The organism is Streptomyces sp. N50 (genome assembly GCF_033335955.1).
GTDB lineage: Bacteria > Actinomycetota > Actinomycetes > Streptomycetales > Streptomycetaceae > Streptomyces.
The window spans coordinates 654,940-672,647 of the sequence record NZ_CP137550.1 but is presented as its reverse complement, the minus strand read 5'-3'; the positions used below and the strand labels follow the sequence as shown (position 1 = coordinate 672,647).

The following is a 17,708-nucleotide window of genomic DNA, read 5'->3' as shown; positions in this document are numbered from 1 at the left end:
CCGTTTGCTTCCGCCCGCCGCCCCCACCCACAACCGTTTCCAGGGATGTGAGGTCAGGGTCGGCTGATGTCGTGGTCATGGAGTATATGCGGCTCCAAGATCGCATCGGTCAGTGCGGGGTCGTAGGGGTCGTAGGGGGCGTGCGGAGCCGGGCGGGACGGGCGATGGCCCCCGGTCATCCGGTGCAGCGTTCCCCGGCTGCCCACAGCCGGGCGTAGCCCCTGCCCGCAGACCGCAGACCGCAGACCGCAGACCGCAGCTCGTCGGGGCGTCCCCGCTCTGCGACCCTGCCGTCGTCCATCACCACCACGAGGTCGCCGAGGGGCGCCCGGTCAAGGGCCTGGGCGGTGCCGCTGCCGCCCTCTGCCGTGGCCTCGTCCATGACGACCACCTCGGGGTCGAGCAACAAGACGCGGGCCAGGGCGAGTTGCTGTACCTGGCGCGGGGCGAGATCGACGCCTCCGGTGCCGACCGGGGTGTTCACGCCGCCCGGAGCGCGTCGATCCACCCCGTCGCGGCCAAGGCGGCGAGCGCGGCGGTGAGGTCCGACGGCGAGGCGTCACGGCGGGCGAGCCGCAGGTTGTCCGCGACGGTCCCGAGGAACAGGTGGTGGTCCTGGGTCACCAGCATGATCCGGCGCCGACCGTCCGGCGCACCGGTCGCCGGCGTGGACTTGCCCGACCCCGTGGCGCTGACGATCGCCAGCCGCTGCCCGGCGGGCAGTTCGAGCCGGACGCCGTGCAGCACGTCGGGGCCGGTGCCGTAGCGGTGATGGACGTCCTGCACGACAAGTGCCGTGCCGGGACCGCCGGACGTTCGTCCGGTGCGGGTGCGCCGAGCGTGACGCCGACGATCCTGGCGAGGCCGGCCGCCGCCTGCCGCACACTGCCGAAGCCTGCCGAGCGTCATGTTGACGGGGTCGAACGGCCCCACGAAGAACAGCGCGGCCGTGGTCGCGGCGCCCACGTCGGCCAGCCTCGCGTGCACGAGGACGTACGCGGCGACCAACACCGCGCTCAGGCCGAGGAGCTCGGCGCCGTTGAGCCGGCCGTAGAACCTTGTTGTCCCGTGCGTGGCGCGCAGTTCGTACGTCATCGCCTCCGCCGAGGCCGCCTTCCACCCGGCAGCACCGGCGCAGGCGTGAGGGGCTGATGGGCGGTGGGTGTGGTGGTCATCGTGTGGCGGTCCTGAGGGTGTTGGGGCGCGCGGGAGTTGGCCCGGTGCTCGGAGCAACAGACGTGCCGGGCACGGGAGATGGACCGATGTGTGGTGCGGTCGTCCTGGGGCGGGCGGGTGTCGGACCGGTGTTCGGTGTAGTCGATCCAGGGCGTGGGGGTGTCGGATCGGCATCCGGAATCCGACTGCCCCTCGCGGACATGTGGACGACATGATCGCAACGCGCCAGCCACGCGGGGCTGTTGGTGACGACGAGCGTCGTACGGCCCACCCTCGCCCCGCGAACGCGCGCGGCGATCGCGTCCTCCGGCACCGTGTCCACGGCGGTGGTCCGTTCGAGCGGGACCGGTACCGGCGGCCGGGCCGCGAGCGCCCGTCCGAGTGCGACGCGCCGGCGCTGACCGCCGGAGAGCAGTTCGCCCCGGTCGCCGACCGAGGTGTGCGCGCCCTGCGGTGTCGCGGCGACGACCTGGTCCGCGATGGAGGCCCAGGCCGCTTCGGACAGGGCGTTGCGGTCCTCGGTGAGCGGGTCAGGTTCTCGGCGACCGTCCCGGGCAGCAGGGCCGCCTCGTGCGGCGAGACCAGCACGGTGGCGTGCAGGACGTCTCGCGGAAGCGCGGCGGGATCGGTCCCGCCGACCAGGATCCGGCCGTGCGACGGGTCGGTCTCGCGCGCCGGCAACCGCGCGAGCGCGTCGGCCGCGGCCGGGTCGTCACACACCAGGCCGGTCAACAACCCTTCAGGCGCGTGCGATTGGGCCCGTACTCGGTCCGGCAACTCGACATCACGGAACTCAACGCCCGTTGTCGACCGCGTACCGCACGCCCGGACCGCCGACGATCGGCACGCCGACCGGCTCGTAGCCGTCGGGGCCGGTCTTGGCGAAGATCTGCGCGGTCGCGTCGTCGGTGAAGAGAGTGCCCTGGCTCCTGGCGTCGCGCGGGCGGTCGGTGGCGCGGACATAGCGGGCCAGGACATCCTGGACCTTGCACTCGTCGCTCATGCTTCGCACGTTCCCTTCGTGTTCCTGATGCGGGCTACGGCTCCTGATCCGAGTGGATCACCGGGCGCGGGCGCGAGCCATGAGCGTTCTGGCAAGGATGGACACCCTGGAGGTACGGATCGTCTGGAGACCCGCGAACTCGCCTACTTCGTCGCGGTCGCCGAGGAGCTGCGTTTCGGCCGCGCCGCGGAGCGCCTGGGCATGGCCCAGCCCCCGCCGTGAACCGAAGCGCCGCCGCCGACAGCGCCGAGACGATCCCCTGCGTCACCACGAAGAACAGCCGGTGGCCCCATCGCCATCGGCGTAGTGCCGTTGTCCGGTCTCCGCTCGTAGGCCCGACCTCCGGCACCGGCCCGAGGCCGTCATCGCCGTCGCCGAACAGCACGCCGGCGCCCGTGAACAGGACCCGCCACTCGGCTTCCGGCAGGTTCTTGCGACAAGGTGCGCCGCACTCCGAAGAAGTCGTCCTGCGCGCGGCTGTCCGGATCACGGATCCCGGGCCCTGGTGGACAGAGCTTCGCCAACTCCTCCCGCACCACTGCCCGTTGGGCGCGGCTCCTCGTCAGCACCTCCGGTCCAAGACTCTCGGCCGCGAGGACCGCGCCCGCTCTTCGCACGGGGCCGAGTCCCGATACGGGCTCCGGCATGATCATGAGCAGGCGTGCAGTGGTTTGAGGTGACGTCATGGTCGGCCTCCCCGGGAGCGTGTGAGAGCAGCCGCTCGGCCTTCCCGGTCATGGCTCAACTCCCGTACGAGCTGGTCGATTTCGTCGTGGGTGTTGTAGAAGGCGAAGGAGGGGCGGACGGCGGCGGTGAGGCCGTAGCGCCGTAGGACGGGCTGGGCGCAGTGGTGGCCGGCGCGGACCGCGATGCCGACGGCGTCCAGCGTCTTGGCGATCTGGGCCGGGTCGGTGCCGTCGATCGTGAAGGCCGTGACGCCGACCCCGTTCGAGGGGCCGAGCAGGCGCAGGCCCGGCACGTCGTCGGCGAGCCGGTGCCGGGCGTACGCGACGAGCGCCGTCTCGTGGGCGTGGGCCGCGGCCAGGCCGATGGATTCCAGGTAGTCGACGGCGGCACTGAGTCCGATCGCGCCGGCGATGTGGCCGGTGCCCGCCTCGAACTTCTGTGGAGGTGGGGCGTATTGGGTGTGCTCGAAGCTGACGGAGGTGATCATCGAGCCGCCGCCCTGCCAGGGCGGCATCTCCTCCAGGAGCTCCGAACGGCCGTACAGGACACCGATTCCGGTCGGGCCGAAGAGCTTGTGGCCGGACAGGACGTAGAAGTCGGCGCCCAACTCGCCTACGTCGACGCGTAGATGGGGGACGGCCTGGGCGCCGTCGACGAGGACGACCGCGCCGTGCGCGTGGGCGGCGTCGGCCATCGCGCGTACGGGGAGGACGGTGCCGAGCACATTGGAGACGTGAGCGAGGGCGACGATCCGGGTGCGGGGGCCGAGGAGGGCGTCGTAGGCCGCGAGGTCCACGGTGCCGTCGTCGTGGAGGGGGACGATCCGCAGCCGGGCGCCCTTCTCGGCGCACAGCATCTGCCAGGGGACGATGTTGGCGTGGTGTTCGAGGGTGGTGAGGACGATCTCGTCGCCGGCGCCGACACGCGTGCGGCCCCAGGTCTGGGCGACCAGGTTGATGCCTTCGGTGGCGCCCCGTAAGAAGACGATCTCCTCGGCCCGGCCGGCGCCGATGAAACCCGCGATCCGGCGTCGCGCGCTCTCCAACAGGGTGGTGGCCTCACGGGCGAGGGTGTGCGCGCCCCGGTGCACGTTGGAGTTGTGGTGGGCGTAGAAGTCGCTTACGGCGTCGATGACTTGGCGGGGCTTGTGGGCGGTGGCGGCGCTGTCGAGCCAGACGAGCGGGCGGCCGTCGACGGTGCGGGAGAGGGCGGGGAAGTCGGCGCGTACATGGTGTACGGGGAAGGCCGACGGGTGGGGCGCGGCTGCTCCGGCCCGGTCCAGCCAGTACCGGGCGCCCGTCGAATTGGGGTGGGCCGCGCTCATGCGTACTGGTGGTAGTGGGCGACCTGGACCTGCTCCAGCATGCCGATCGCGTCGTCGACGAGTACGGCGGCGGAGAAATAGGAGCTGACGAGGTGTGAGGCCACGGCCCGCCGGTCCAGGCCCATCGGCTCGACCGCGATACCCGGGGCGTGCTCGTGGGGAAGCCGGTCCGGGCGCAGGCCCACGACACCGCGGTTCTCCTCACCGACCCGCAGCAGCAGGATGGTCGACGTGGACTCCACCGGGTCGACCGGGATCTTGTCGGTGGGCACGAGGGGGACACCGCGCCAGCTCAGGAACGGACTGCCGTACATCTCGAAGATCGCCGGGGGCACACCCCGGCGCGTACATTCGCGGCCGAACGCGCCGATCGCGCGCGGGTGGGCGAGGAAGAACGCGGGCTGTTTCCATACGACGGTGAGGAGTTCGTCGAGGTCGTCGGGGGTCGGTGGGCCGGTGCGGGAGCGGACGCGGAAGGCCGGGGCGACGTTGCTGAGGAGTCCGAACTCCGGGTCGTTCAGCAGCTCGCGCTCCTGCTGCTCCAGGATCAACTCGACGGTCAGGCGCAGCTGTTCCTCGTGCTGGTTCAGCGGCACGTTGTAGAGGTCGGAGACGCGGGAGTGCATCCTCAACACGGTCTGGGCCACGGCGAGTTCGTGCTCGCGCGGCTGAGGGTCGTAGTCCACGAAGGTCTCGGGCAGCTCCGCCTCGCCGTGATGCCCCGACGCGACGGCCGGTGTCCCCGCGCCGCCGGACTCCCCGCCGTCCCTGAACCGGTCGAAGGCGCGGGCGAGTTCGGGGTGCTCGTCCTCCAACTGCCGTAGCCGGTCCGGGTCCAGGACGAGCAGGGTGCTGTTGGTCAGAGCGACCACCGTGTACGGCCAGTCGCCGCCGCGGAGGGCCGCCTCCTCGTCGAAGAACTCCTCCTCGCCCATGATCCCGAGCACCGTCGGCTCGCCGTAGTGCCCGGTGCCGCGCTTCTCCAGCTGGCCGTGCGCCACGACGTACAGACCGTCGGCCGGCCTGCCCGCCTCGGCCAGCGTCGTACCGGCGATGACGTGCTTCGTGCGGAACGCGCCCGCGACCTCCTCCAGCAGACGCAGGTCCATCACCTCGCGCAGGGCGAGGAGTTCACGCATGTCCTCGGCCATGATCCGGCTGCCGTCGGCGCCCGGGAGGAGGGTGATCCGGCCGTCGCCCACGGCGTAGGCGACGCAGCGGTTGACCCGGTAGGTACCGGCTTCCACCTCTACCCAGGGGAGGAGTTCGAGCAGCCAGCGCGGGGTGGTCAGCGAGAGTTGCGCCGGGGTCTTGGTGGTGGTGGCGATGGAACGGGCGGCACGGGTGCCGAGGCTGGTGGCGGCCGGGGTGGTGGGCTGGGTGCCGTCGTCGACGGTCCGTTCACTCACGATGATCCCTTCCTGGAATTCTCACACCCTGAATTCCCCGGTCGTCGGCCTCTTAAATTAATCAATTCGGGGACTTGACCGAAACGATCGTTATGTTCACGATGAGCACGGGAAAATGGTTCAACTCCCCTTATTCGTCCGACTGTTCGGCGCCGATTCCGCTTCGCGCGCCATCATTCATTCGCACGGCACACAGGAGACTTGATGGAGATCACCGGAAATACCCGGACCCACTGGGAAGGCCCCCTGAACGAGGGCGTCGGTCGGATGAGTTTCGGCTCGGGCGCGGCCTCCCCGGATCTGCGCTACCCCCTCAGCCCGATCCCGCCCCAGCGGCAGACGTCCCCCGAGGAGCTGATCGCCGCCGCTCAGGGAGCCTGCTTCACGATGATGCTGTCCCACGTCCTCACGGAGGCCGGGACCCCGCCGAGCAGCGTGACCACGGAATGCGACGCGACCCTGAGTGTCGGCACCGGATTCACGCTCATCACCATCAGGGTCGAGGCGGCCGTGCCGGGAATCACCGAGGAGGAACTGCGCCGGGCCGCCGCGACAGCGGAGCAACGCTGCCCCGTCAGCAAGGCGTTGAGCGCGATTCCGTCGAATGTGCAGACGGTGCTGGTCTGATCGCGACCGGGATCGTGAGGGGCCGGCGTGAGGTGGAAACGGCAGGCTGGTTCCGGGTGTCCAGTGCGGTGACGACGGCGGGTGACGCCGTCCTGGGGTTGCCGGGGACCTGCGTGTCGCGGCGGCCGTGATCACCGATGAGGATCACGGGGTGCCCTGTCCGGCAGTGCCGGGCGATCAGGGCGTGTGTGAATTCGGCGAAGGCGGCTGGTTCGACCTCGAGTGTGTCCGGTCACCCCAGTGCTTGCCTTGGCCGATCCCCGAGGGCAGTTTCAACTCTGCCTCGAATAGCTCAAGTTGCCGCAGGAAGAGGCGCCCCGCACCGTTCGACGGATTCCAGAGCGTCTCGTCGCCGGCGTCGAAGTACATGCTCATTGTCGATCCCCCCTGCTCAGCAGCCCCTCGGCGGAGACTGGAGGATCGGGTGGGTAGAGGGCACTTGGGTATTTCGGTGCCTGCTGCTTGCGATGGGCGCCTGTCCTTCGAGCGGGCAGGCGTCCATCGCGGGCCGTCAACGGGTGAGGAGGCGCGGAGCTGTCGAACGGGGTGAACGTGAGGTCGCGACCCTGACGGTGAGTTACCCCTTCGCCGCGAACGACAGCGTGCCGGACGCGGTCGTATCGCCGCCCTGGGTGATCTGGAAGGCCCAGCCGTCCTCGGCCGGTACGCACTCGACATGGACGGGTGCGTTCCACTCGGTGAAGCGCAGGGCCCGCATGTGGCATCCGTTCAGCCGGCCCGGGGAGGCTCCTGCCAGGCAGGCCGCCTGCCGGGCCGCTTCCAGGAGGACCATGCCGGGGACGTGGTCGCTGGGGTGATCGAAGAAGCGTGGGTGGCGGAGGTCGGCGGGTGCCACCAGCAACATTCCGGAAGGGTCGCGGACGAGCATCACGTCGCCGGGGGAAGGGGCCGACACCTCGATGTGCGAGGGGCGCCGGTGCACGTTGTCCGGGACGGGTCCGGTGGCGGCGTTCGGGCCGCGGAACGTCTCGTACTCCTCCTCGGACAGCACGCGGACGCGTCCGAAGGCCGAGCCGAACTCCCGCCCGGCGGCGGAGAATTGGATCCGCACGTTCAGCGCGACCGGCCAGGGAACGGCGTCGACGTGGCGTACGTCGTGCACCTCGGCCCGGCACAGCACGTCGGTGGCGCCGTAACCGACCACCGGTTCCGCGCTGTTGTCGAGCTGGAAGCCGACGCTTCTGATGACGGGCCTGCTCGTGCTCGGGGCGCCGAGGAAGCGCTGACAGATGTACAGGCCGACCTGGCGGATGGTCTCGGCGGCGAGCATCGGATCGTGCCGCTCGCCGGAACCGGAACCGGAACCAGAACCAGAACCGGAGGTGGAGGTGGAGGTGATATCGGACGTGGCGGATGTGGCGTACGAACGCGGCCACTGAGCCGCGAGGAGGAATCGGCCGTCCGGCAGCGCTCGGGCATCGGTCAGCAGGACTTCGGCGACCGCGTTCCGGTGTACGAGGGTCCTGGACACACAGCTGTCCCAGCTCAGCGTCAGCTCTTCCGGGTCGGCTTCGGGCCGCGCGAGAGAAGGTGATTCAGTCATAAAATAATAGAAGCTATGGTTCTCCGGCATCGGTACGGGAAACGGCGGCCTGTCGGCTAGATTCACCGGAAAAGACGATCCGGCACGCAGGACAGGGACGACCGAGAATATGCAGGAACGTGCGGAAGCCACCCGACGGGCTGTTCTGGCGACGGCCGCGGTGCTGTTCGAACAGCATGGGTACGTCGGTGCGAGCATCAGCGACGTGGCGCGTACGAGCGGGTACACCAGCGGGGCGATCTATTTCCATTTCGGCAGCAAGGAAGGGCTGGCCCGGGGTGTCCTGGAAGCCCATTTCGCCGAATGGCCGCGATATGTGGAGCGTTGGGAATCCCAGGAGGGTCCGGTACTCGACCGGCTGGTGGGCCTGAGCCTCGCCGTGGCCCGGGAATTCCGCGACAACGTGATCGTCCGCGCCGGCAACCGACTCTGGAGCGAGCGCAGGAGCATCCCCGTCTCCCTGCCCCGGCCCTTCGTGGGCTGGATCGACGCGGCCGCCCGCATGCTGGCCGCCGCCGAGGAAGCGGGGGAACTCGCCCCTGGAGCCGACGTCGAGCGCGCCGCCCGCGTCCTCGTCTCCAGCTTCTTCGGGGTGCACACCGTCTCCGACGCACTGGACGACCGCCGCAACATCGAGGACGCGGTGAGCGACCTGTGGATGCTGCTCCTGCCGGGGCTGCAGGCGGCGCCGACGGATCCGGCGAAGTGCCTGCACGGGGCCAGGAAGTTGTTGGGGACTACTCGGGTGTGGCCCGCGCCGAGTGTGAGATGAAAGGGCGCGCGATCCGACTGGGAGTCGCCTGACCGAGGCGATGCCGCCCCCGAAGTGCACGGTCACCCGCTTGACATCCCTACCGGCGGCGCGAGTTCAAGACGCCGCAGCTCCCCTTTCTCTCCGCGCCCCTCCGCCGGCACGCCCCGCCCGCCTCCCGCAGATCACCGGAATCCGGTGAGGACCGCTCACCTGCCCTGCGGCGAACCTGACGTGCAGGGACCTCGGCAACGCCAGGCAAGGAGGCGGTCTCATGAGTGAGCGTGTGGCGGTGGTGGTCGGTGCGGGCGGTGGCCTGGGTCTTGCCACCGCGGTGGTACTCGCGGACGCCGGATTCAGCGTGACCGCGGTCGACCGTACGGAGAAGGCGCTGGAGCAACTGCCCGACGGCATCAGCCGGGAGGTCGGCGACGCGACCGACCCGGCCGTCGCCAGGAGCGTCCTGGACCGGATCGCCACCGAGTCCGGACCTCCCGAGGTGCTGGTGAACACCCTCGGCGCGTTCCGTCCGGGAGACGTGCTCGCCGCGACCCCCGACGACCTGCGGGTCATGCTGGACGTCAACCTCGGCGCCGCACTGTGGCTGAGCCAGGCCGTGGCGCCGTACATGCGCCGACGCGGCGGGGGCGCCATCGTGCACGTGTCCGCCCGGCCGGCGAGCGAGCCGACCGCCGGTATGGCCGCCTACAGCCTCGGCAAGGCGGCGCTCAACCACCTCGTCCGCATCCTCGACCTGGAACTGCGCCCGCACGGCATCCGCGTGAACGCCGTCGCGCCGCAACTCCTCGACACGGCCAAGAACCGGGCCGTGCTCCCTCCGGAGGCGCTGGCCCACGCCGTCGCGCCGGAGGCGATCGCGAACGTCATCGCCTTCCTCGCCGGTGACCTCGCCGCGGACATCAGCGGAGCGATCGTGCCGGCCTACGGCGCGTAGCCCGGACAGGTCCCACACCCTGCACGCCCCCGTGAATCTCCATCCCCGTACGCGCCTTACCCCCGCCCGAAGGGAACCACCATGTCATCGACGAACCGCCGATCCTTCCTCGCCCGCAGCGCGGTCCTGGCGGCCGTCCCCACGGTCGCCGCGCTCGCCGACGGCGCTTTCGCCGACCAGGCGTCCGCCGCCGCTTCCACACTGCCCGACTACGCGCCCATCCCGCCGTCCGCGCTCGGCCCCGCCGTCAACTCGCAGGGCTACTACGTCGGTCGGGTCGAGCGGAACCTGTACTGGGTGACCGACGGCACGTACCAGGCCGCGTTCCTGACGACCCGTGAGGGTGTCGTGCTGTTCGACGCGCCGCCCACCATCGGGCACAACCTCCAGCGGGCCATCGACGAGATCGCTGCCGCCAACGGCGTCTCGAACAGAGTGACCCACCTGATCTACTCCCACCACCACGCCGACCACCTCGGGGCCTCGTCGTTGTTCGGCCGGCACGTGGTGCGGATCGGGCACGCCGAGAACAGGCGGCTGCTGGCACGCGACAACGACCCGACCCGGCCGCTGCCCGACGTGACGTTCGAGAACCGCTACACGCTGCGCGTGGGCGGCGAGCGCATCGACCTGGCGTGGCACGGCACCAACCACTCGCCCGACAACATCTACATCCACCTGCCGGACCACGACACGCTCATGCTGGTCGACGTCAACCTGCCCGGCTGGGTCCCCTTCGACAGCTTCAACCTGAACGAGGACGTGCCCGCCTCCATAGCCGCCCCGGCCAAGGCGATGACGTACCCGTGGAAGCACTACATCGGCGGTCACATGGGACGCCTCGGCACCCGCCAGGACATGGTCGTCTACCAGCGGTACGTGAACGACATCGTCGACAACGTCAAGAAGGCGCTGACGGCGGTCGACCCCACGCCGTACTTCGCCAAGTACGGCGACAACGCCTGGGCCGCGGTCAAGGAGTACCAGGCCGCTCAAGTCGCCTACGCCGCCGACCCGGTGATCAAGAAGTACACCGGCGTCCTCGCCGCCGCCGACGTCTACACGGCCAGCACCACGTTCATCATCCTCGAATCGCTCCGCCTCGACCTCGGCCAGGGCTCGCAGGTCCATGCCTGATCACCGCGCAGCACGCCAGAAGGGGAACTGAGATGGCAGGCCGACTGGCCGGAAAGGTCTGCGTCGTCACCGGTACCGGCGGGAGCATGGGGCGTGCCACCGCCCTGGTGTTCGCCCGGGAAGGCGCCCGGGTCGTCGGGTGCGACGTGACGGTCGAAGAGGCGGAAAAGACGGTCGAGTTGGTGCGCGCCGAGGGCGGCGAGATGGTGTCGCTGCAACCGTGCCGACTCGACGAACCCGCCGAATCGGCCAGGCTCGTCGACTTCGCGGTGGAGCGGTTCGGCCGGATCGACGTCCTGTTCAACCTCGCCGCCCGGGCCCACTTCGACTGGCTGGAGGACGTCACCGACGAGGACTGGGACGGCGCGCGCCGCGACGAGGTCGACCTGGTCTTCTACCTCACCCGGGCCGCGTGGCCCCAACTGAAGGCCAGCCAGGGCGTGGTGGTGAACATGGCCTCCCTGAACGGCTCCCTCGGCTTCAAGGGCTTCCCGTCCCTGTCCCATACGACGAACAAGGCGGCGGTCATCGGTATGACCCGCCAACTCGCCATGGAGGGCGGCGAGTTCGGCATCCGCGTGAACTCGATCTCACCCGGTCTGATCGAAAGCCTGGCCACCCGCGAGCAGTTGGAGAACGACGACTTCTCCCGCCAGATGCTCGGCCGGACCCTCCTGGGCCGAGTGGGCCGACCCGGGGACGTGGCGAACGCGGCCCTGTTCCTCGCGTCCGACGAGAGCGCGTACGTGACCGGTGTCGACCTCGTCGTCGACGGTGGAATGAAGGTCTGGTGACCATCAACTCGCCGGTCCGGTACGGCCGTTCACCTCACCCTGTTCACCCTGTCCGACCCACGACGAGCTCGTAGAAGATCGGCTCGCCGCTCGTCGTCACGCGGTGCTGGAACCGAGTCCGTTCCAGCACCGCGAGACGCCCGCCGGCCACCAGGCGCTCGACCGCCACGCCGAACCCGTCCGGATCCGACACGTCCATCCACCGCTCGTCGATCGTGAAGGCGACGGGAGCGCCGGCCGGCAGCAGCGTGAGGGCGTTCTCGAGCGCCCGCGGGGTGGCGTGCGTGCCGCCGAACGCTCCTGCCGACACCAACCCGCCGAGCGCGTACGGGCGTAGGGCCTCACGGAGTGCGTCGGGGCGCAGGAGGTTACCGACCACGTAGTCGGCGTAGACACCCGGCCGGTCACGCAGACTCGCCTCGCGCGCGGCCGGCAGCGCGTCGACCCCGACAACCTGGGCTACGCCCCCGTCACGCACGAGTTCGCCGACCAGCCCCGTGCCGGAGCCGACGTCGAGGACCGTCAGCGAGCCCGGCTCCGACCCGAGGCGCTCAGCCGCGCGCAGGAAGCCCGCTGCGGCGACCTGAGGCGACCGGCACTGGAGCAACTCCTGGACGACATGCTCGTAGAGGCCGGGCACGGCGTAGATCCGCGGGTACGCGTGCAGGTGCACCAACTCCCGCTCGCCCAGGGCGATGTACTCGCCGTCGGTCTCCGGCGGGCCGAGCAGACGGACGTCCGCAAACACATCTGCCATGTCCGCGAGGCTATGCGAACGGGTTTGCGTGCCGCCACCTCCACACGACGGACCACCTTGCTACGGCCGTCGCCTCATGCCCAGGATCACTGCCGCGCAGGCGACGGTCGGCACCCGGGATGCCGTGATGGACATCGACTACGCAGTGAGGCGCATCGGCTACGCTGACCGCGTGGCTGACGGACATCGCGCGACCCCTGACCTACGGGCCGCAGCGGATGCGGGCCGCTCGGCGACCCGGGGCCGACCCGGACTCATCGCCCGCCGTGACCTCGTCGCCGCCCTGGACCGTGCCGCCGAGAAGCAGGTGACACTGGTCTCCGCGCCCGCCGGCAGCGGGAAGACGTCGTTGCTGCGCACGTGGGCCGAGCGGCCCGACCAGGACCGCCGTATCGCGTTCGTGTCCGTACGGCCGGGCCAGCGGGACGGGCAGTTGTTCTGGCTCGCTCTGCTGGACGCGGTCCGCGCCGCGGCGGGTGGCCAAGGTGCGGGCGAGTCTTCGGCCGTGACACCCGGTTCCGACGGCGGTGCCGTCATGGACAAGGTGCTGTCCGAGATCACCGCGTCCCCGAAGCCCTTCTTCCTCGTCATCGACGACCTCCACGAGCTCGGATCCGCCGCGGCCGTCGAGCAGTTGGGCACGCTGCTGACCAGCCTTCCCCAGGGTGTCCACGCGATCGTGGCCACCCGCCGGGACCCGTCGCTGCGCCTGCACAAACTGCGGCTGGCCGGTGAACTCGCCGAGATCCGCGCCGCGCAGCTCCGCTTCACCGAGGCCGAGACCCGCGAACTCCTGACCGCCACCAAGATCGTGCTGCCCGACCCCGTGGCCGAGAGGCTGCACCAGCGAACCGAGGGCTGGGCGGCCGGACTGCGGCTCGCCGTGCTCTCGCTGGCCGGGCACCCGGATCCCGAGAAGTTCGTCGCCGAGTTCTCCGGCAGCCACCGTACGGTTGCCGAGTACCTGCTGGCCGAGATGCTGGAGCGCCAACCGCCGCACGTACAGCGGCTGTTGCTGCGCACCTCGCTGCTCGACCGCGTCAACGGCGAGCTGGCGGACCTGCTCACGGGCGCGACCGGCTCGGAACGCGTCCTGCTGGACATGGAGGACGCCAACGCGTTCGTCGTCGCCCTCGATCCGGGCCGGACCTGGTTCCGCTACCACCACATGTTCGGCGACCTGCTCCGGCTGGAACTGCGCCGCACGCTCCCCGGGAACATCCCCGAACTGCATCGGCTGTCCGCGCGCTGGTTCGCCGAACACGCCCAGGCCGCCGACGCCGTCCGGCATCTGCAGGCGGCCGGCGACTGGGCCGAGGCGGGGCACCTGCTCGCCGATCACACCGTCAGCCTCACCCTGGACGGACAGGCCGCAACCGTCGTCGCGCTGCTGCACGCCTTCCCGGTCCGCACCGGCGAGGAACGCCCCGAGCTGGCCCTCGTGCACGCCAACGCGGATCTGCACCAGCACCGCCTGGACGAGGCCCAGGCACATCTCGACATCGCCAGGTCGTACGCCGACACGAGCCCACCCGACCGCAGGCATCGGCTGCGGCTGGCGATCGCGTCCCTGGACCTGCTGCTGGCCCGGCTGCGCGGGCACTTCGACGCCGTGTTCGAACAAGCCGACGCCCTGCCGTCCCCGACCACCGGCCAGTCCACCACCGAGGTCGCGCTCGCCGGCGACCTACGAGCCCTTGCCCTGCTCAACCTGGGCGTCACCGAGGCCTGGTCGCTACGGCTCGACGACAGCCAGCGGCACCTTCTGGAGGGCGCCGCGCTCGCCCACGACATCGGCCGCACCTATCTGGAGGTGGCCTGCCTCGCCCACCTCGGATTCGCCTCCGGCAACCGTTCGTTCGCCCAGGTCCGGCGCCGCTGCGAGGAGGCCCTGGCGCTGGCCGAGCGGTACGGCTGGGGCGCCGAGCCGGTCATCGTCCCCGCGCAGGTCTCCTTCGCCGGGACGCTGATCTGCACGGGCGAGTTCGAGCAGGGGCAGCAGTGGCTGGAGCGTGCCCGGCGCGCCACGCAGTCCGAGGGCGAGCCCGGCGTCCGACTGCTGGTGCATCTGGTCTCCGCGATGCTTCCGGCGGCGCGGGGTCAACTCCATGAGACCCTGGCCGAGTTGACCACCGCCGAGCAGGTGCAGGCACACATGAGGGGCGAGCACGGGCTCTGGTCCCGGGTGACCGCCTGGACGGTGGCCACCCAGGCCCGCCTCGGCATGCTCGACGAGGCTCGGGCCACCCTCGTCGCCCTCGGCGAACGGCGGTCCGCCACCGGCGAGATCCGCACCGCGGCCGCGGTGATCCGCCTCGCCGAGCAGGACCCGGCGGGCGCCCGCCGCGAACTCCGGCCGGTCCTCGACGGCACCGCCCCCGTCAACTCCTTCCTCACCCCGATCGAGGCCCACCTCCTGGACGCGCTCGCCTGCCGCGACCTCGGCGACAAACACGCGGCGGGAACGGCCGTGGAGCAGGCGCTGAACCTCGCCGAAGCGGACCGGATGATCCTGCCCTTCGCGATGACCGGCGCGTGGGAACTGCTGGAGACCCTGCCGCGGCGGACGTCGCACGCCGCTCTGGTCTCCGACATCCTCGACGTCGTCCGCGGAACCGGCGGCCCGGACCGGCCATCGTCGGTACCGGCCGAGACCCTCAGCCCGAGCGAGCTGCGCGTCCTGCGTTACCTGCCGACGAATCTCACCCGCCCCGAGATCGCCGGCGAACTCTCGGTCTCGCTCAACACCGTCAACACCCACATCCGACGCATCTACGCCAAGCTCGGTGCCGGTGACCGGTCCTCGGCGGTGCAGCGCGGCCGTGAGCTGCGGCTCCTGTCGAACGGCCGCGGCTGAGGACCGTACGATCACCGGAATCCGGCGACGCGGACCCACCCGTCCACCCACGACGATGGGGCCATGGGTGATGACCCCCTCCTGTACCAGATCCGGGTCTGCGGCCACCTCGGTCCCACCCTGCTGACGGCGTTCCCGGCGTTCGCGCCCGAGCAGCAGGGCACCGAGACCGTGCTCACCGGGCTGCTGCCGGACGCCTCGGCGCTCTACGGCGTCCTCGCCGAGGTCGAGGCACTCGGCCTCGACCTCCTCGAAGTACGCAGAGTCCGGCCCCCGCACAACCTCTCGGTCCGGCCGGTCGTGCGACCGGACCAGCCTCCACCGAAGGGAGAACGTTCCGTGAGCACCGAGCAGCAGGACACTCTCGACGCGATCCTGCGTCAGTCGGCCCTTCCCGTCGGCAGTGATGTCGCCGAACAGCGGCGCCTGCTAAGTGAGTTGACGTCCGCGCAGCCCTTGCCCCCCGACGTGACGATGACGTCGACCACGCTGGGCGGTGTCCCCGTCGCCGCGATCACGGTCGACGGGGTCGAACCCCGGCACGTCGTCCTGTACTTCCACGGCGGCGTCTACGTCCTGGGCGACGCGGCCGGCGCCGCGGGTCTGGCCTCGCAGGTCGGCCGCCGGACCAGCGCCAAGGTCTACTCCGTCGACTACCGGCTCGCCCCCGAGCACCCGTATCCGGCGGCGCTGGACGACGCTCTCGCGACCTACGAAGCCCTCCTGAAGGACGGCATCGCCGCCTCGGACATCGTCCTCGCGGGAGAGTCGGCGGGCGGCGGACTCGTCGTCGCCACCCTGGTCAACGCCCGTGACCGCGGGCTGCCCCTGCCCGCCGCGGCGTACGTCATGTCGCCGTACGCCGACCTCACCCTGGCCGGGGCGAGCATCGACGCCAAGCGCGAGGCCGACCCGCTGCTGAGCCGGGAGCTCCTCGAACCCCGGGTCACCGACTACACGGCGGGACAGGATCCCGCTCTCGGCCTGATCAGCCCTGTTTTCGCGGACCTGTCCGCGCTGCCGCCGCTGATCATCCAGGTCGGCAGCCACGAGGTCCTCCTCGACGACGCCGTACGCCTCGCTCAGCAGGCGGCCGCCGCGGACGTCGAGGTCACGCTGGAGGTGACGCCCCGGGTCCCGCACGTCTTCCAGGCCTATCTCCCGCTCCTCGACGAAGCGGCCGTAGCGCTGGACCGGGCCGGCGAGTTCCTGTCCGCACGGCTCGCGCGGCGGTGACGACGCCGACGCGGTGATGCCCGAACGACCTTGGACGCCAAGGACGTTGACGGGTTCCGGCTCAATCCTCCAGGGCCTGCTGCCCGGTACGGTCCCTGCGCTTGTCGACGACCGAGTCGACGAGCGGGACCACGATCCAGCAGAGGTAAGCCCAGTGGGTGAAGAGCGAGACCGGGATCGAGACGAGGAAGCCCAGTGCCACCATGCCGAGGCGGCGGATGGCCCGGGTGAAGAGCTCGGGCGGGGTGCCGGGGCGCTGGAGGCCGTCGCGGGGGACCTCGCGGACCATCAGTATGAACAGGAGGCAGGCCAGGAACTGCACGGTGGCGTAGAAGACGAACCGTGCCTGGAACGCCCCCTCGCCGCCGATCACGTCGGTCGCGAACGGGGTGACCACCAGCATCAGCAGCCAGTACATGGTGAGGGCCGTCAACCGGCTGTTGGTCGCGGTGACATAGCGGAACACCCGGTGGTGGGAGCGCCAGTGCGCGGCGATCACCACGAAACTGATCATGAACGCCAGGTAGCTCTCACGGTGCGACGTGGCCGAGTGCCACAGCTCGGAGTTGGTCTTTCCCTCCGGCACCGGCAGTTCCAGCGCCAGCAGCGTGAGAGCGATGGCGACCACCGCGTCCCCGAAGAACGTGAGCCGGTCGCCGGAGACCGCGCGGGCCTCCATGTCCTCGCCCGCGGACGGCAGTTCTTGATCAGTCGAGACATCCATGGCAGCAGAGAATGCCACAAGCCGGAGGACGCCCCGGACGCGCCCGGCACCGAGGCCCGGGCCGGGGGAGTGGTACTGCTGGTCCTACCCGTACGGCTGGCGGCCGGTGCGCGAAGAAGAGGATCATCGGACGGACAGGGCACGGCCCCGACCGGAGACAGCTGATCGCGCAGAACGGACAGCCGCATGACCATGGCCTACCTCGCACAGCCCGAGCAGCAGCAGAAACTCGAATGGCTCGACGGCGGCGAGTTCGCCGTACTCCTCGACGCCGCGGCCACCGGCGGACAGCTGACCGTGGGACGGTTCTCCGTCGCCAAGGGCGAGGCACCGCCGTACCACAAGCACACCCGTGAGGACGAGGTCTTCATGCTCATCAAGGGGAGTGCGCTGCTGTGGTGCGACGACGAGGAGATGGAGCTGACGGAGGGCGGGATCGTCTTCCTGCCGCGCAACGTCCCGCACGGCTACCGGATCACCTCCGACACCGCCGACCTGCTGATGATCTGCACGCCCGGCGGCATCGAGGGCATGTTCCGGCACGCGGGACGTGACCTCACCACCCCGCGCCCCGAGGGCTTCGAGATCTCGCGGGACATCATGGCCGAGGCCGCCGACATGTACGGCCAGGTCATAGTCGGCCCGCCGCGCTGACCCGCACAGTTCCACCGCACCACCGCACCGACCGGAACCACGAAAGGCACAGC

17 protein-coding genes and 1 pseudogene are annotated in these 17,708 nt (G+C 70.5%); 9 read left to right on the top strand and 9 right to left on the bottom strand.

The window, feature by feature from the left end:
• Nucleotides 1-175: 175 nt before the first annotated feature.
• From R2B38_RS47575 to R2B38_RS47565, 3 genes are all read right to left on the bottom strand, one after another.
• On the bottom strand, nt 176-484 hold the full coding sequence (locus R2B38_RS47575; protein WP_318022437.1) for a hypothetical protein: 309 nt from the start codon (nt 482-484) through the stop codon (nt 176-178).
• The gene (locus tag R2B38_RS47570) at nt 481-1,095 is read right to left on the bottom strand and encodes a hypothetical protein (RefSeq protein WP_318022436.1); all 615 of its coding nucleotides are present in this window, start codon (nt 1,093-1,095) and stop codon (nt 481-483) included. Before R2B38_RS47570 ends, R2B38_RS47575 begins: the two co-directional genes overlap by 4 nt.
• Nucleotides 1,096-1,969: 874 nt before the next feature.
• Nucleotides 1,970-2,179 carry a hypothetical protein gene (locus R2B38_RS47565; protein ID WP_318022435.1) on the bottom strand — a complete coding sequence of 70 codons (210 nt, stop codon included), beginning with the start codon at nt 2,177-2,179 and terminating at the stop codon, nt 1,970-1,972.
• A gap of 123 nt (nt 2,180-2,302) precedes the next feature.
• On the opposite strand from R2B38_RS47565, the pseudogene R2B38_RS47560 reads away from it, so the two are divergent.
• Nucleotides 2,303-2,395: pseudogene (locus R2B38_RS47560) on the top strand (LysR family transcriptional regulator); the annotation flags it as partial.
• A gap of 466 nt (nt 2,396-2,861) precedes the next feature.
• Here R2B38_RS47560 and R2B38_RS47555 read toward each other — a convergent pair.
• Nucleotides 2,862-4,190 carry a SufS family cysteine desulfurase gene (locus tag R2B38_RS47555; RefSeq protein WP_318022434.1) on the bottom strand — a complete coding sequence of 443 codons (1,329 nt, stop codon included), beginning with the start codon at nt 4,188-4,190 and terminating at the stop codon, nt 2,862-2,864.
• Nucleotides 4,187-5,599 (bottom strand): family 2B encapsulin nanocompartment shell protein, encoded by a 1,413-nt coding sequence (locus R2B38_RS47550; protein WP_318022433.1) that lies wholly within the window; start codon nt 5,597-5,599, stop codon nt 4,187-4,189. Before R2B38_RS47550 ends, R2B38_RS47555 begins: the two co-directional genes overlap by 4 nt.
• Nucleotides 5,600-5,803: 204 nt before the next feature.
• On the opposite strand from R2B38_RS47550, the gene R2B38_RS47545 reads away from it, so the two are divergent.
• Nucleotides 5,804-6,226 carry an OsmC family peroxiredoxin gene (locus R2B38_RS47545; RefSeq protein WP_318022432.1) on the top strand — a complete coding sequence of 141 codons (423 nt, stop codon included), beginning with the start codon at nt 5,804-5,806 and terminating at the stop codon, nt 6,224-6,226.
• A 177-nt stretch (nt 6,227-6,403) separates the two neighbouring features.
• Here R2B38_RS47545 and R2B38_RS47540 read toward each other — a convergent pair whose 3' ends face one another.
• On the bottom strand, nt 6,404-6,595 hold the full coding sequence (locus R2B38_RS47540) for a DUF6086 family protein (protein ID WP_318023081.1): 192 nt from the start codon (nt 6,593-6,595) through the stop codon (nt 6,404-6,406).
• Between the two features lie 208 nt (nt 6,596-6,803).
• A complete protein-coding gene (locus R2B38_RS47535; RefSeq protein ID WP_318022431.1) occupies nt 6,804-7,790 on the bottom strand; it encodes an AfsA-related hotdog domain-containing protein in 987 nt (328 codons plus the stop codon).
• 109 nt (nt 7,791-7,899) lie between these two features.
• Between R2B38_RS47535 and R2B38_RS47530 the strand changes: the two genes are divergently transcribed.
• The 4 genes from R2B38_RS47530 (at nt 7,900) to R2B38_RS47515 (ending at nt 11,427) form a co-directional block, all read left to right on the top strand.
• Nucleotides 7,900-8,562: a ScbR family autoregulator-binding transcription factor gene (locus tag R2B38_RS47530; RefSeq protein WP_318022430.1), complete on the top strand. Its 663-nt coding sequence runs from the start codon at nt 7,900-7,902 to the stop codon at nt 8,560-8,562.
• 253 nt (nt 8,563-8,815) lie between these two features.
• On the top strand, nt 8,816-9,496 hold the full coding sequence (locus tag R2B38_RS47525; protein ID WP_318022429.1) for an SDR family NAD(P)-dependent oxidoreductase: 681 nt from the start codon (nt 8,816-8,818) through the stop codon (nt 9,494-9,496).
• Nucleotides 9,497-9,577: 81 nt separating this feature from the next.
• Nucleotides 9,578-10,633 carry an MBL fold metallo-hydrolase gene (locus R2B38_RS47520; protein ID WP_318022428.1) on the top strand — a complete coding sequence of 352 codons (1,056 nt, stop codon included), beginning with the start codon at nt 9,578-9,580 and terminating at the stop codon, nt 10,631-10,633.
• A gap of 32 nt (nt 10,634-10,665) precedes the next feature.
• The gene (locus R2B38_RS47515) at nt 10,666-11,427 is read left to right on the top strand and encodes an SDR family oxidoreductase (protein ID WP_318022427.1); all 762 of its coding nucleotides are present in this window, start codon (nt 10,666-10,668) and stop codon (nt 11,425-11,427) included.
• Between the two features lie 43 nt (nt 11,428-11,470).
• Here the strand turns inward: R2B38_RS47515 and R2B38_RS47510 are convergent, their stop codons facing one another.
• A complete protein-coding gene (locus R2B38_RS47510) occupies nt 11,471-12,184 on the bottom strand; it encodes a class I SAM-dependent methyltransferase (RefSeq protein WP_318022426.1) in 714 nt (237 codons plus the stop codon).
• 172 nt (nt 12,185-12,356) lie between these two features.
• On the opposite strand from R2B38_RS47510, the gene R2B38_RS47505 reads away from it, so the two are divergent.
• Nucleotides 12,357-15,041, top strand: a complete 2,685-nt coding sequence (locus R2B38_RS47505; RefSeq protein ID WP_318022425.1) for a LuxR C-terminal-related transcriptional regulator — start codon at nt 12,357-12,359, stop codon at nt 15,039-15,041.
• A 63-nt stretch (nt 15,042-15,104) separates the two neighbouring features.
• Nucleotides 15,105-16,277 carry an alpha/beta hydrolase gene (locus tag R2B38_RS47500; RefSeq protein ID WP_318022424.1) on the top strand — a complete coding sequence of 391 codons (1,173 nt, stop codon included), beginning with the start codon at nt 15,105-15,107 and terminating at the stop codon, nt 16,275-16,277.
• A 61-nt stretch (nt 16,278-16,338) separates the two neighbouring features.
• Here the strand turns inward: R2B38_RS47500 and R2B38_RS47495 are convergent, their stop codons facing one another.
• The gene (locus R2B38_RS47495) at nt 16,339-17,001 is read right to left on the bottom strand and encodes a TMEM175 family protein (protein WP_318022423.1); all 663 of its coding nucleotides are present in this window, start codon (nt 16,999-17,001) and stop codon (nt 16,339-16,341) included.
• Nucleotides 17,002-17,187: 186 nt separating this feature from the next.
• Here R2B38_RS47495 and R2B38_RS47490 point away from each other — a divergent pair, with 186 nt between their 5' ends.
• Complete coding sequence (locus tag R2B38_RS47490) at nt 17,188-17,655, top strand: cupin domain-containing protein (RefSeq protein WP_318022422.1); 468 nt, start codon at nt 17,188-17,190, stop codon at nt 17,653-17,655.
• Nucleotides 17,656-17,708 lie beyond the last annotated feature (53 nt).